Source organism: Legionella yabuuchiae, from assembly GCF_900640115.1.
GTDB classification, from domain to species: domain Bacteria; phylum Pseudomonadota; class Gammaproteobacteria; order Legionellales; family Legionellaceae; genus Legionella_A; species Legionella_A yabuuchiae.
Genome location: NZ_CAAAIW010000002.1, coordinates 38089 through 52861, shown reverse-complemented (window position 1 = coordinate 52861; position 14773 = coordinate 38089). Strand labels below are relative to the sequence as shown.

Below are 14773 nucleotides of genomic sequence, written 5' to 3'. Positions count from 1 at the left end.
AACATTAGTGTTTTAGTTTTTTCAATATAAAATATTCAAGCGATTCCACGGCCTTATTACTCTCATTTTTTTTCAATAAAGATATTTGTATATTATTCAAAGGAGGTAGAAAACTAAAATCGAGTCGGTCAAGATAGTTAGGAATTAAACTTCGCTGAATAGCCGTAATTCCTAATCCAGCCCTGACCGCTGCCATTTTGCCCGCATAACTTGGACTACTGTATACAAGACGCCAATCCATGCCATATTGATCTAACGAATCAATTACATTACCACGATACACGCAAGGTGAAGGCGAAAGTATTAAAGGAATTAAGGTGTTCTGGTCTAAACTGGGTAAAAGATCTTTTTTCCCAACCCATTCCACCGGTTCATCCCAAACAATGACTTTATCACTAATATCATAGTCTTGATTCATTTTTATAAGAATTAAATCAAATTCACCTTTTTTATAGCGTTCAATTAAATTTAGCGTTAGATCGCATTGAACGTTTAACATCACACGTGGATGAAGACTTGTAAATTCAAGCAAAACATCAGATAACATCGTGCTTGCAAAATCTTCAGGCAATCCAAACCTTAGCTCCCCATGCAATTCTGGGGCTTTAAAACGATCTAGGGATTCACGATGCAATTCATAGATTCGTTTTGCATATCCTAAAAATAGCTCCCCATCGGTGGTTAGTGACAACTCACGACCACGGTTAAATAAAGATTTATCCAGCATGTTTTCGAGTTTGGCTATCTGTTGACTGACGGCGGATTGAGTTCGCCCTATTCGAAGAGCGGCTTTAGTAAAGCTTTGGGTTTCTGCTACTGCTAAAAAGCATTGTAAGGTGACTGTGTCTAGACTCATTAGAAATCCTAATAATGCGAATAAATATTTTTAATTTTACTTATATCTAAATTGCTAATATATTTCGATTCTAATATAAATTCTTCTAATGGGGAATAGTGTGGAAATTGGTTTATATACATTACTGATTTTGCTTATTGGCAGCCCTTGCAGCTCTTTTCTTATTCATCTATTGTTTTCTCGCCCGACTTCTCGTGGCTTGACCTCGGGAGCCAGGAATCTTACAACATCGCTAGATCCTGCGGCCAACTTGCGGGAAGTATGCAGGGAGAAAGTGGTTACAAGTGAATTTGATGCAGCAAGCCTCTCGAGTTTTTTAATAGGCATCGGCTTTATTTCAAGTGTATTACTTTTCATTAAAAACTTAGGATCCAATTCTATACATTTCTTTTTCTTTCACTTAACGACCTTAAATAGTTTGCTGTGTACGCTAATTTTATTTGTAAGTTTTATCGTCCATCGATTTTCAATTCGATATATGTCAGGGGATCGGTTCTATCGTCGTTATTTTTTTATTCTTTCAGCAATGACCTTAAGTGCCATGTCTTGGGTGCTGGTAGATAATATTTTCCTCTTCTGGATGGGATGGTCATTAAGCAATATTTTTCTAGTCATGCTTATGATTCACAAAGGGGAATGGGAAGCGGCGAAACAGTCAGGCTACTTGACGTTAAAAACGTTAATGTTTGGTTCGCTTTGTCTAATTTTGGCAATGATCCTATTGTATTCAGTGAATGATTCAGCCTCATTTGAATTTTTAACTAGCGCCAATCAGGATCATTCCTTTATCGTCAGTTTATCCCTGACCCTTATTTTATTCACAGCGCTTGCCCAATCAGCCGTATGGCCTTTTCATCGCTGGCTCATCAGTTCGTTAAACTCACCAACTCCAGTCTCTGCTTTGATGCATGCAGGACTTGTGAATGGTGGGGGCATTTTAATTGTTAAATTTGCACCTTTATTTTTTGTCAATGAAACGTTATTAACCGTTCTTTTTCTTCTCGGTGCGATTTCTACTGTTCTTGGAAATATATGGAAATTAATTCAAACCGATATTAAGCGTATGCTGGCTTGCTCAACTATGTCTCAAATGGGGTTTATGATTATGCAATGCGCACTAGGGTTGTTTTCCGCAGCAATTACCCACCTTTGCTGGCATGGCTTATTTAAAGCGTACCTCTTTTTAAGCTCAGGCTCTGCCATTACTCAAGCTAAGACTGGAGTGACGGGAAAAGAAAATCATTTATTCTCAATTTTATTATCCGTAGCAGGTGGCCTACTAGCGATGTATGCGTTTGCTCTCATAACCGCTAAGCCTATCTTTTCTCTAGAGCCAACGACTTTTCTTTTAGCGTTTGCCTTTATATCGGGCGCACAAATTAATCTAACGTTGCAACGTCGTATTCAAAGCGTTCTAAAATATAGTTTCGTTTTACCCGTTAGCTTTCTTTCGGGAATGTTATATGGAAAAAGCGTTTCATTAATTGAATCCATCCTGCCAAATTTGAATGCAGCCCCGATCACAACTTTAAATAGCTTACATTTAATCACCTTAGTGTTATTTATAATGATCTGGTTTGCGTTCAACGTTGGCTTCGTCAATAAAATTAAAGATTCAAATGCATGGGCTAGGTTTTACATGATGATGCTCAATCAAAGCCAGCCTCATCCCAAAACGATTACCACAATCCGTAATACTTATCAGTTTTGATCCATTTTAGGAGATCTTATGAACCAAGAAGCAATAAAAGTCACTCAGACTCAACAAAAAACCACAGACTTTAAAGTAAACAATGAGCAAATAGAAATTCAAGCGCTCGTACAAAATTGTGCTCAATTGATTACTCCTGTATGGCCTTTAGAAACCTTTATCGCATGTAATCCGTTGCATGGATTTGAGTCAATGCCATTTGAGGAAGCGATTATATGCAGTGATGCGTTATTAAAGAAATCAGCCGATAACGAACACTTGAAAACCGTCAATCTACAAGTGATTAAGTGGTGCGGCGCATTTCTTGATGTGGGTCAAGGCACAATCAATTTACCACATCGTGAAAAAGGGTTTTACTTCGGTTTTTTGAAATTAGCGCCTTTTGACAAACAGCTTCATCAGAATCAAAACGACCTGAAAGATTGGTTATTAGCCTTACCCGGAAGCCCAGAACTTGCTATCAAGCGCTGCTTAGATGATCTACACGTGGCTGAAGATGAGCATGAATCGTTTATCAAGGAATCCCTATTTCATTTGCCTGGTTGGGCTGGATTTGTCAAATGGCGAAGCGAAAGGAAAAGTGATGCTGATACCCAATCAAAACCAGTAAATTTAACAGAATTTTTGGCTGTTAGGTTGATTATTACTCGTTTACTATGGCCTAATGCCGCTCAAAAAAAAAAGTAAACAATAATTTTTTAGCCAAGCAGATTGTTCAAACGCTAAAAAGAAACGAAGATGATTACAGACGAAATCTGGTACAAGCTCTTTTGCCTGAATTAGAAAAAACAACTCCTAATCTTAACAGACCCGATGCACAATTCGTTTTTTGCATTGATGTTCGTTCTGAACCCTTTCGTCGCGCAATTGAAGCACAAGGAAATTATGAAACATTGGGGTTTGCAGGATTTTTTGGATTGCCTATTCGTGTTAAAGATTATCACACAGGCAAAATTAAAGACTCCTGTCCGGTCTTGTTAAAGCCGCGTTTTAATATTGAAGAAAAACCCGTTCCTTCTTATTCAGGGTATGTTGAGGAGCATCAAACAATCAAAGGTATTTATAATGCTCTTAAAACGATTTATCAAGAGCTGAAATACAATTTTTCAACTCCTTTTGCCCTGGCGGAATCATTAGGCATTTGGTGCGGGATCACCATGCTTTTAAAATCGATAACGTCATCATCTCCTCTCGCTAGTGCATTATCCAAAACCATGAACCCAACGATCGCAACCGAACCTTGTTGCGAAGTTAGTGGACATGACTTGGGACAAGGTATCTCTTTAAATGAACAAATCATTTACGCTGATATCATTTTAAGACTCATGGGGCTGACAGAAAATTTTGCAAAAGTTATTGTTCTATGCGGCCATGGAAGCTCTACTCAAAATAACCCCTATGCTTCTGCATTAGACTGTGGAGCCTGCGGCGGCAATCACGGTGGTGTCAATGCGAAATTGTTAGCCCAGATCTTAAATAAACAAGTCGTCCGTCAAACGCTTCAAGAAAAAGGAATTCATATTCCATTAGATACGGTATTTTTGGGCGCTCAACATGATACCACTACCGATTCCGTAAGTATTTATCATACGGATAAAGATCAATCCAATTACCCAGAACTTCTAGATCAATTAATGAGCGATTTAGAACAGGCCAAATCAAAAAATCATATTGAACGAGGACAGCATTTAAATGGTTTTAATACACCTGAAACCATTGAACGTAGAAGTATTGACTGGTCAGAAACAAGACCCGAGTGGGGGCTTGCAAAAAATGCTGCGTTTATTATCGCGCCACGTTACTTAACGAAAAACACCAACCTTAAGGGTCGTTGTTTTTTACATTCATACCGTTGGGATCAAGATACTGATGGCTCCTTGCTAGAGACCATATTAACCGCGCCCATGGTGGTTGCTCAATGGATAAATACTCAATACTTGTTTTCAACCATCGATAACATAATGTATGGAAGTGGCAGTAAAATTACGCATAACATCACCGGTAAAATTGGAGTTATGCAAGGGAATGGCAGTGATCTCATGCATGGACTACCGCTACAGTCAGTCATGTTCGATGATAAGACTCCCTATCATTCCCCACAGCGCTTGTTAACGATTGTTTATGCAAATCGCATGACGGTTAGCGATATTATTAATAAGCAATCCATTTTAAAAACCTTGTTTTTTAACGAATGGGTACATTTGGTGGTGATCGATCCGTTAGACAATTTACCTTATAAATTGTGCACCGATGGTGAATGGAGTTTAGCTATTTAACTGGAGACATGATGAGTGTAATCAAAGTTCAGGATAAAAAAGAGTTGGTCGTCAAACTTCATCCTGTAAAAAAGATTGAAGTGATTGTTTATGGAGAACATGAATCGATGGTGGTTTCGATGATGAAAGAAGCGAAGATACAAGGATATACCTTGATCCGGAATATATCAGGCCAAGGACATCACGGTTTTCATGAAGGAAAAATATTTTTTAACGATAAAGCATCCCTCGTCATGTTTATCGCCGTAGCATCCGAATCCGCAATCTCTACCATCGCGCTTGGTTTAAAAACTTTGTTTCAAAAAAACTCAGGCGTGATGTTTGTTTCAGATGTCTCTGTCGCAAGGATTGATTATTTTTCATAAGTATCTTTTGGGAGCTTAAGATATGGACTATAAAAATAAAAAGGTATTACTCGCATCCAAGCATAAAAAAGAGCAGGCCATATCGGATGTTTTTTTAAACAAGTTAGGGTGCGAAATTCATGTGGAAGCATTTGATACCGATCAATTCGGTACGTTTACAGGTGAAATTCCCAGAGCGACTTCTCCTTATGAGACTTGTGTATTAAAAGCCAATAAAGGAGCAGAAGTTCATGGGTATGATTTAAGTCTCGCAAGCGAAGGAAGTTTTGGCCCGCATCCGTTTATCCCTTTTATTGCTTGCGATCATGAAATAATGGTATTCGTTGACCGAAAAAATAAATGGACGATTGCTGAACAACTAACTACCGAGAAAACAAACTATAAAATGATCATCATTGATAGAAACACTGAATTAAATGATTTTATCGATCAAGTAGGGTTTCCAAGTCATGCACTCACCCTGCAAACAAACCACTCCAAGACTGTTATCGCAAAAGGCATAAATGATATTAACCTGTTAAATACAGCACTACGCAAAGGGTTTAAACACGAAAAAAAATTATTACTTGCAACAGACATGCGAGCTATGGTTAATCCAACCAGAATGAAGGCGATTAAAACCCTAGCGCATAAACTCTCAGAAAGAATTGCAACTACCTGTCCGAAATGCCAAACGCCTGGGTTTGGTTTTAAAGAAACCACAGGAAATTTACCGTGTAGTTTATGCGCATCTCCTACCTCTTTTTATCAGAAAGAAATTTTGGCTTGTATTCAATGTGATTTTAAGCATTCTCAACCGCGTAAAGATGGCTTGGAAAGCGCGGATCCTACTTATTGTAAATTCTGTAATCCCTAGAGTTAAAAAATGAATCGTATTATTTCAAATCTCGATATCGCGGTTGATGAACTTTTTAAAGGCCATTTGTTAGCCATTCCTACCGAAACGGTTTATGGGTTAGCCGCCGATGCAACTAACAGTGAAGCCGTGAAAAGCGTTTTTTCAACCAAATCAAGACCGATTAATCATCCACTGATTATGCACATTGGTGAAGGCTGGGAGATCGAGCAATGGGTATCTCAAGTACCGCACTATGCAAAAAAATTAATGGAATTATTTTGGCCCGGACCGTTGACCTTAATCTTTGACTTAAATCCTGATAGTAAGATTAGTGAGTTCGTCACAGGAGGACAAAAAACCATTGCCATTCGATGTCCTGATCATCCGTTAACGTTGAAATTACTCGATCAATTTGGCAAACCGATGGTTGCTCCCTCTGCAAACCCATTTGGTAAAGTAAGTCCCACAAACCCAGAACATGTACTTAAAGACTTCCCCAATCATTCTTTTTATATCTTAGACGGGGGCCGTTGTGAATTAGGAATTGAATCCACCATTTTGGATGCCACCCAAAATGAGCGCTGCCAAATTGTACGCGAAGGCCTTCTCAATGTTGATCATTTAAGTGAATTCAAACATTACCTTGTTCCATTTAGAAACACTAAACGTTTCAGAGCGCCAGGACATTTAAACACCCACTATCAACCCCAAAAACCTGCGTTCTACATCAATAAAATTAATACTATTAATTCAATCGTTGGTCTTTACCCTAACTGCTTTCTTCTTCATTTTTCAACGCTTGATTGTTCTATAAACGGACTACATTACCAATTTTCAAGCTCAGTAAAGGATTCTGCTTATGAGTTTTATCATAGCTTAAGAATTGCCGATGAATCAAAGGCAGATACTATCATTCTTGAGTTGCCTCCAGAGTTACCAGAGTGGAAAGCGTTGCGAGATAAGATACTAAAAGCAAGCCAAGAGTTATGAGCAAAGACACGAATATTGAACTCCGGGAATTTTTAATAAATACGTGTCGTTGTGAAGCACCCCTAGAATACTGTTATAAGAAAGCAGGATATCCGATTGACCTAAAATCCAATTGGAGGGTTCATTCGCGATCGAGAACACGAATTCAAAATGCACGAGTTCAAGTAGGGTCGTTTTAATTGCAAGAATTAATGAGTGAGCTAAATTTCCTCCTGGAAGGAATTGTAAAGCCAGTTTTAAGCCAACAGGACCGATGATTAATTTAATTTTACCCGCGTTATCATAGATTTGATCACCTACCAGGGAGGTTTCGCCTAAACAATAATATTCTCCCAACCTCTGTGTCTCAGTCAATTTCACCCAATCTGGGATACATTCCTTAATTTCCAGTTCAATTCCTGGCAAAATTCCCCGGCACATTCTTGTAAAATGCCCAAGACTTCCTTTCTGAGCGTAGTCAATCAGAGCACCAGGGCTTTGGGCCAGATAATTTTCTTCTACGCCATAAATCATTCCAATTTGATGTTCAAATCGAAACGCTTGCCAAGCTAAATATAGCAGTGCGTAAGACCTATGACTTAAACCATCAAGAAAGGCTCGCAAGCAATCACTCCCCTCACGCTCTTTTAAACATAATTCATTAAAATAAGTTGGTAGAGGAGAATCAACGCCATATAAGCCCATAAATTGACAAGCAATAATCAGCTCATTGGATTCTTCACGGACCTCAGCCACATCTCGCTCAGGGAATATTAAGGAAGGCGTTGCCTTCAGAATGAGCTTTTTCTGTGAAATGCGGGTTAATTCTTTATCGGGGGGGGATGTTTTAAATTGTGACAAAAGCGTATGAAAAAAATCATCTGATAACAATCCTCTATCATCCATTTGGCCCCCAAAGAAAAATCTGGCCAGAAGGTTTAAGTTCAATCTTTATTTCTAAAGAAAGGTTCATGGGTTTAAAATACTGTAAAAAATCGTACAACTGTTTCCCCAAAAGAACAACCTCCCCTAACCTTACTCCTTGCTCAGAACCCATTAGTAAGGTACATGTAATGCCTTTTTGCAATAGACCACTTTTAAAACGATTAAACGGATAGAAATCGATTGACATAATGCTATTGATAATAGGACTCGCTATATTACGCCCATCATGTAACAACAACATTCGCTTTAAAAATGACACCGATTTAAAACGTTCTAAATCTGCGTTTAGCGTTGCTAAAATACTGGGCACGAGCTGATAATTTAAGGTTGATCTTTGGTATTGACACGGTCTTGTGATATTGCTTGCCTGCAACTGTAAAGAAACTCGCTTATCATTTACATATAAATCATTCACATGAAGATAGTGATTTGGATAATGCCCATTATAAGCCCAGGCTTCATAACTTACACATTGGATGTTTTTTAATGTCCCAGAAAAAACAAACTTACTCTGAATAACGTCCTGCCGTTCGTTCATTTGCAGCAAGCGATAATAGTTTCCTTCAGGTTCTATCGAACCTGCACGATAAAGATCTTGCAACACAATTCGAGACGCGTTGTGTTTGCTTATGGCAATAGCGTTTTTTATCGCGTAGAGCTGCTTACTCATAACCCGCTCCTGGCTCAGCACAATAGGATACTCACTATGCTCATTTCGATACTGGATAGGCTCGCCAGAAGTTAAAAATAAGTTGATGGCTGGAACGCAATGTAGTTTAAATAGATCAGGCTGAAGACGTAAGGCAATGGGGGTGAAACATTCAATCTCCACCGTAAAAAATGGATCATAAAACGCTTGTTGACGAAGATTAAGCGTTACAAACCGCCCCCCTTCAGGAAAATGAAAATAGCGACGAAGGGAATGAAACGGATGCGGATGATTCTCAAACAACAACGCCCCAGATTTGCTTTCCTCCCTACCCTCTTTAATAACATGTTGGCCTCCAAGGTCGATCATCTTACCAGAAGCGCTACTCAAACTTACACAGCGCACTTGTGTGGTTAAATAATAATACCACTCACACGCCAGCGAATCCTGGTCATGAATATATAACGTTATGCAATCGATGTTTAATTCCGAAAGAGAAACCCCGTCGTTAATTTTAAACGATAGCTTAAGCCGATGATCACAAAGCTCAACGTCGTACAATTGCACGGGATGAATGTCGATTGCAGCGATTGTCTGAAATTCGCAAGACGTCTCTTCTTCACCGACTGGATTAGACACAAGCTTAACCCCTGCAGGCAATTTCTCCGAGCGCGTTAAACGATGATGAGGGCTGGTAAATTGAACAATGGTCATTGAAGGTTGTGGGGTTAAATAATCTGGAGCGAGCTGCCTTAAAACCGACTCACCAACATGATTAACTCCTATGTCAATTTGTTGTTTTACACGCGCGGTTAAATAGGCGCACCCTTCCAACAAACGCTCAATATGTGGGTCTCTCTCTTGTAAGGTATCCAGGTGTAATTTGGCAGCCTCATGAGGATAAGACTTGGCAAAGTATTGCATCGATTCATTTAAAAGTTGCAGTTCATTTTGAAAATAATCCTGGAGGCTCTTGCTCATCATTCGTTCCCGATCTTAATCGCTCCATTGTTTAAAAGCCTAGCCTCAAAATTTATCGCATTCTTTTGCATTAAATCGGCTTGTAACGATACTTGTAATACACAGTGTTGAACATCGTTTTTTATTTCTATAACGGTTAAAGAATTAACCCTCGGCTCAAAACGCTCTATTAGAGTTTTCAAATCGTCTATAAACCTTTTTTGGGTCTCTGCAAAAACTTGATGAACAGGGTATTCCGATAATCCATAATCGGGCATATGAATAAGACTTCCTTGACGCGTATTCAAAAGATATTGAATGTGACTTAAAATCGATTCTTCGATACTGCATGGTTTTCCTAGCAGTCGGTGAATTAAATCCGTCATGATTCATTTCCAAACTGGCCAGAAACCTGTTTAAAAAATGAACTAATTAAACAGGTTTCAGTGCCGCATCAACTTCGTACTAACCAGGTATCGGAATGTTCGATATTACCATCATGATGTTTGAGGGTAATTTTGCCGAACCGTAAGTCGATAATATCCTCATGGACATGCGCATCATTTTGGTGATCTTTGGTATGTAATAACTGCTGTCGGTAAGACACCACTTTTACATCATCAAGGACGTGAACAAAATATTCATCTTCTTTTCCATTTTCATTAATGCGATACCATTTAATGGTCATTTGTTTGAGTGTTTTACCGTCGCACGCGGCTTTAAATAAAATCGGACTTGTTGGATCATAGGGTTTAGTGATGGTCACCGTGTCGTGCTGGCGTGTGCCGTTCGTAGAACCATTAAATTTATCAACAGGCATCGATACGCCATATTTAAACTGGAATATTTCAACACTTCCTTCTCGTTCTTTAACCTTACATTCTCCCTTCACTTCATTACCCTGATCATCAACAATCCACACATAGGCTGGACTTGCCATAACATATCTCCTTATTGTTTCCTATTAAACGATTGAACCAGCAAACGCCGTTCATAATGTTCTTGCTTGTTCGATTATCTCAACCCAATCAAGAGTCATTGGCGGTTGGAATCTGACCTACCACTGAAAGCTTCACATCCATGCCCTCAACTTGAAAGTGAGGAACTGCATATAAATTAATACGGTAGTAACCTGGGTGCTCAGGCAGTTCTTCAACCATGACTTGTCCATCACGAAGAGGATGTGTCGCTGCCAATTCAGGTCCAGGATTATTCATTTTAGTAATCAGTGTTTTTAGCCATTGATTCAACTGCTCTTCCTGCTCACTGCGGCTGAGCGAGGAGCCGATATTTTCCCGTTGCATGACTTTAAGATAATGCGCAATTCGAGCACTTAAAAATATATAGGGCAAACGAGCATTAATTCGGCTATTCGAAGACGCCTGTTTGTCGAGATAACTCATCGGTTTCTGGGCTGAATTAGCCGAAAAAAAGCAGGCGTAATCGCTATTTTTGTAATAAGACAAAGGGATAAAACCAAGGTTAGCAAAGGTCAGTTCTCTTGTTTCTGGGATCATGACCTCACATGGAATTTTGGTCTGTAACCCTTGACCAAGGTTATATTGGTGCAGAGGAAGATGGTCAACTTTACCCCCAGACTCAGGCCCACGGATATTCACACACCAGCCATACTTTCTAAAACTTTCACCTAAATTCGCCGCAAACGCAAAGCTTGCTCGACCCCATAAATACTGGTCAGCGGATGAGGTTACAGATTCATTATATTGAAATCGTTTGACGGGGTTATTTTCTCCATAGGGTAAACGAAGCAAAAATCGTGGTAACGTTAATCCAATGTAACGCGCATCTTCGGAGTCACGAAACGAATTCCAACGAATGTATTCCGCCCGATCCATATAGCCAACTAAGTCTTCAATTTCAATGACGTCTTGTAAAGATGATTTATTAAAAAAAGAGCCTCCAACTGAACCTATAAAAGGACAATGGGCAACAGCTGCGACTTTGGAAATCTGACGTAAAAGAGACAAATCTATGGCAGATGCATCAAATTCATAAGGAGAAATCATCGCCGTAAAAGGCTCTCCCCCTGGGGTATCATATTCACGCTCGTAAACTTGTTTATATAAGCCAGATTGGGAGGTGTCGGAAACGTCTTCGAAATCTTCAATCAGGGCTTGTTTATCAACATCCAACAGCTCAATCTTAATATTGGCAGTAAAATCGGTTCGATCCACGACGTGTTTTAAACTCATCCACAGCGATTCAAGTTCTTGAAATGTTGTATGGTGAAGTATTTCATCGAGCTGTGCCGATAGCATTTCATCAATTTTACTGATGTATTGATCCAACAGTACTTTATCCACTCGTTCAATGAGCGTACCTTGTTCAACAGCCATGGATAAAAATACTTGCAAGGATGCGGCTAAACGTTCATTGAACTGTTTATTCGCTAGTTGTTCAGCCCGGGTAAAATGCGTTAAATCAAGCGACTCAGTAAACGGTTCGACTTCAGCTATGTGACACAACTGTTGATAAGAAGAAAGCACACTCGTGCCTTGAGATTGTTGAAGGTTCGTTTCCATAGATTCTCCGACTACTCACAGTTTATTTCGATGGATTTGCTCAGGTAATCTTTCCCTATCCGGTGTATTCCTATTCTTGGCGGGTATCGCTAGAGAGGAGAGATAAGAGTTTTTGCGATTCTTCCGAATCCTGCATAATTTTTTCTAGCGCTTTTCGAAAGGCTTGGTTATCAATCACAGATGACTTCAAGTCTTTTAATAAATTACGCATCGCCATTAAGCGCTGCAATTGAGGAACCTGCTCAACGATTTGTTCAGGTTTAAAATCATTCAATGATTTGATTTCCAGCGCAATATTCAGATCATCTTGATGTTCATTAAGACGATTGTTGACCGATAACTTTAATTTGGGGGAAAGCGTTGCAAGAATGTGATTAAAATTTTGCTTATTAATAGGAATTCGTTCACGCCGTGAAATTGGACCGCTGGCCTGACCATGACTAAAATCGCCAAGCATTAATAATTTCATGGGGAGTTCTTTTTTTGATTTAGATCCATTTGTTTCAACATCGAGGGTGATGTTCACACGAGCCGTTGGAATTTCGTGCTGATAACTTTTAGACATACGTCGCTCCATCATCGGTTGGCTTGTTTTTCCTTAATGCGATGGAGATTACCTTAAATCAAAAAAATATGCACGTATTTTTTAAACTTTTTCTCTGTACGGTACGACGTTTTCAAAAACCATACCGTACAGAGAAATAGTAGGACAAATAATTTCTTTATACCAAGTTAGCGAGAAAGGAATAACCATCTAACCTTTCTTTACAAATTAAAACGCACTGTAAGAAGTTCTGACTTACTTTAAACCTCAATTATCTTGCTTAAAGATTCTATCGGCACAATAATTTTAAAATATTCATCTGACTTTTAGCCGTGCAAGCAAGTTGAAGATAAAAATACGCCCACAGGCAAGGTTACCTACTGATTTGGCCAAACATGTCGACCAAAAAAACATGTCGTCCAAAAATTGACCGATCGTCAAATTTATGGTACTGTTCTCATTGACTCAACGGAATTATTTAGGCAAATGGAATATAATATGAAATAATTTTTGTACCCCTTAATCTCTTTCGCTTATTATGCACGTTCTTAAATCATTACTATACAGTTTGCTGCTTTTTCCTTGTCTATTAAAAGCGGATGTACTGCAACATTTTGACGCCATCAAATCCGACCCCAATGCGCTTTATGCATTTTTTAAGTCTATGCCGAAAGGGGGGGAGTTGCATTATCATCTAGCTGGTGGTGCTTATCCTGAGACCATGATAACCCTGGCTGGCAAACACCAATATTGTCTAAATCAATCTAATTTTTCAGTTAAAAAAACGAAAGCCGCTTGCTATGATGTCAGCATGGATAAGGTCATGAACCAAACGGAGCTTTATGATGCCACAATCCGTGCCTGGTCCATGAAAAACTTTATCCCAACGGCCAGCGAATCCGGCCATGATCACTTTTTTGAGACCTTCCCCAAATTTCTTGAGATCGTCTCTGATTTTAGGCCTCAACTATTAGCCGAAGTGATGCAACGCGCGATTGATCAAAATGAACTTTATTTAGAAATCATGATATTGCCAGACAACGCGCGTTCAACAGAATTTGGGCGCATTGCCGCGAAACATTCCTCATTGGATGAAAAAAGAAAGGCTTTGCTAGCGGATAAGGATTTTAACGCCAATGTAACCTTAATTGTATCCGAGACGACTCGTATCTTAAAGGAAGCCAAAAAAGAACTAAACTGCGACCAAGATCCAACAAAACCAGTTTGTAACCTTACCGTGAAGTTTCAATATTATACCTTACGAGAGCAACCTTTAGACAATTTATTTGCCCAAGCGTTGAGTGGTTTTGAAGCTGCATCAAACTCCAGTGATTTAGTTGGCATTAATCTTGTCCAAGCAGAAGATGGTATTACTTCCTTACGCGACTATGGTAAACAAATGACCATCTTTAACTACTTTCATGAACATTATCCCAAGGTGCACATCGCATTGCATGCCGGGGAATTAGCCCCTGAAGTCGTAAAGCATGAAGACTTACGGTTTCACATTCACGACGCTATTTTTATCGGACAAGCAGAGCGAATAGGTCATGGGGTAGATATAACTTATGAAAATAATGCTAAAGATCTTGTGAAGTATATGGCAAAAAAATCCGTTCCTGTAGAAATTAATTTAACCAGTAACCAAAAGATACTAGACATTTATGGTAAATCTCATCCTTTGAATTTATACCTTCACCATCAAGTTCCTGTCGTGCTATCTACTGATGATGAAGGCATTTTACGAACCAATTTAACTCGCGAGTACGTTAAAGCAGTTATCGATCACGGTCTCAATTACCCAACGCTCAAAACCATTACTCGTAATGCATTAACCTATAGCTTTTTACCAGGCCAAAGCTTGTGGGAAAACTCTCGTAGGGGATTAAAGGTCAAAGCGTGTCAGAACTTGGATAGTCCAAACTGCAAATCTTTTATCAAAGGCAATGAGAAAGCCCGTTTGCAATGGACCTTGGAGAAAAAGTTAATCGCTTTCGAGAAGCGATTTAAATAATCATGTATCAGTACACTTCGTACAGCCGGAAGATGAAAGCCATTGATGACTTTATGTGGATCACGTATCATCATAGTTTCTAAATGATTTCTGCGACGTTTAA

The 14773-nt window shown here is 39.1% G+C and carries 14 protein-coding genes; 7 read left to right on the top strand and 7 right to left on the bottom strand.

Annotated elements, in window-relative coordinates:
* Positions 1–4: 4 nt before the first annotated feature.
* Positions 5–856 (bottom strand): LysR substrate-binding domain-containing protein, encoded by an 852-nt coding sequence (locus tag E1O47_RS01010; RefSeq protein WP_133129413.1) that lies wholly within the window; start codon positions 854–856, stop codon positions 5–7.
* A 100-nt stretch (positions 857–956) separates the two neighbouring features.
* Between E1O47_RS01010 and E1O47_RS01005 the strand changes: the two genes are divergently transcribed.
* The 6 genes from E1O47_RS01005 to E1O47_RS00985 all read left to right on the top strand — a co-directional run bounded on the left by E1O47_RS01005 (position 957) and on the right by E1O47_RS00985 (position 7036).
* Positions 957–2567: a proton-conducting transporter transmembrane domain-containing protein gene (locus E1O47_RS01005; protein WP_165475010.1), complete on the top strand. Its 1611-nt coding sequence runs from the start codon at positions 957–959 to the stop codon at positions 2565–2567.
* 18 nt (positions 2568–2585) lie between these two features.
* Positions 2586–3254, top strand: coding sequence for a putative inorganic carbon transporter subunit DabA (locus E1O47_RS12580; RefSeq protein WP_278025349.1), 669 nt, complete (start codon positions 2586–2588; stop codon positions 3252–3254).
* An 83-nt stretch (positions 3255–3337) separates the two neighbouring features.
* Positions 3338–4843: a putative inorganic carbon transporter subunit DabA gene (locus tag E1O47_RS01000; RefSeq protein ID WP_278025348.1), complete on the top strand. Its 1506-nt coding sequence runs from the start codon at positions 3338–3340 to the stop codon at positions 4841–4843.
* A gap of 11 nt (positions 4844–4854) precedes the next feature.
* The gene (locus E1O47_RS00995; RefSeq protein WP_133129411.1) at positions 4855–5208 is read left to right on the top strand and encodes a DUF190 domain-containing protein; all 354 of its coding nucleotides are present in this window, start codon (positions 4855–4857) and stop codon (positions 5206–5208) included.
* 22 nt (positions 5209–5230) lie between these two features.
* Positions 5231–6064, top strand: a complete 834-nt coding sequence (locus tag E1O47_RS00990; RefSeq protein ID WP_133129410.1) for a DUF6671 family protein — start codon at positions 5231–5233, stop codon at positions 6062–6064.
* A gap of 9 nt (positions 6065–6073) precedes the next feature.
* A complete protein-coding gene (locus tag E1O47_RS00985; RefSeq protein WP_133129409.1) occupies positions 6074–7036 on the top strand; it encodes an L-threonylcarbamoyladenylate synthase in 963 nt (320 codons plus the stop codon).
* Here the strand turns inward: E1O47_RS00985 and E1O47_RS00980 are convergent.
* The 6 genes from E1O47_RS00980 to tssB form a co-directional block, all read right to left on the bottom strand.
* Positions 7031–7921 (bottom strand): type VI secretion system baseplate subunit TssG, encoded by an 891-nt coding sequence (locus E1O47_RS00980; RefSeq protein ID WP_133129408.1) that lies wholly within the window; start codon positions 7919–7921, stop codon positions 7031–7033. The genes E1O47_RS00985 and E1O47_RS00980 overlap by 6 nt on opposite strands.
* Positions 7914–9590, bottom strand: a complete 1677-nt coding sequence (gene tssF / locus E1O47_RS00975; RefSeq protein WP_165475009.1) for a type VI secretion system baseplate subunit TssF — start codon at positions 9588–9590, stop codon at positions 7914–7916. Before tssF ends, E1O47_RS00980 begins: the two co-directional genes overlap by 8 nt.
* Positions 9590–9955, bottom strand: a complete 366-nt coding sequence (tssE, locus tag E1O47_RS00970; protein ID WP_133129406.1) for a type VI secretion system baseplate subunit TssE — start codon at positions 9953–9955, stop codon at positions 9590–9592. Before tssE ends, tssF begins: the two co-directional genes overlap by 1 nt.
* Positions 9956–10023: 68 nt before the next feature.
* Positions 10024–10509, bottom strand: coding sequence for a type VI secretion system tube protein TssD (tssD, locus tag E1O47_RS00965; protein WP_133129405.1), 486 nt, complete (start codon positions 10507–10509; stop codon positions 10024–10026).
* Positions 10510–10597: 88 nt separating this feature from the next.
* Positions 10598–12112 carry a type VI secretion system contractile sheath large subunit gene (gene tssC / locus E1O47_RS00960; protein ID WP_133129404.1) on the bottom strand — a complete coding sequence of 505 codons (1515 nt, stop codon included), beginning with the start codon at positions 12110–12112 and terminating at the stop codon, positions 10598–10600.
* Between the two features lie 70 nt (positions 12113–12182).
* On the bottom strand, positions 12183–12677 hold the full coding sequence (gene tssB / locus E1O47_RS00955; RefSeq protein ID WP_133129403.1) for a type VI secretion system contractile sheath small subunit: 495 nt from the start codon (positions 12675–12677) through the stop codon (positions 12183–12185).
* A gap of 517 nt (positions 12678–13194) precedes the next feature.
* Between tssB and E1O47_RS00950 the strand changes: the two genes are divergently transcribed.
* The gene (locus tag E1O47_RS00950; RefSeq protein WP_133129402.1) at positions 13195–14670 is read left to right on the top strand and encodes an adenosine deaminase family protein; all 1476 of its coding nucleotides are present in this window, start codon (positions 13195–13197) and stop codon (positions 14668–14670) included.
* The last annotated feature ends 103 nt before the right edge of the window (positions 14671–14773 follow it).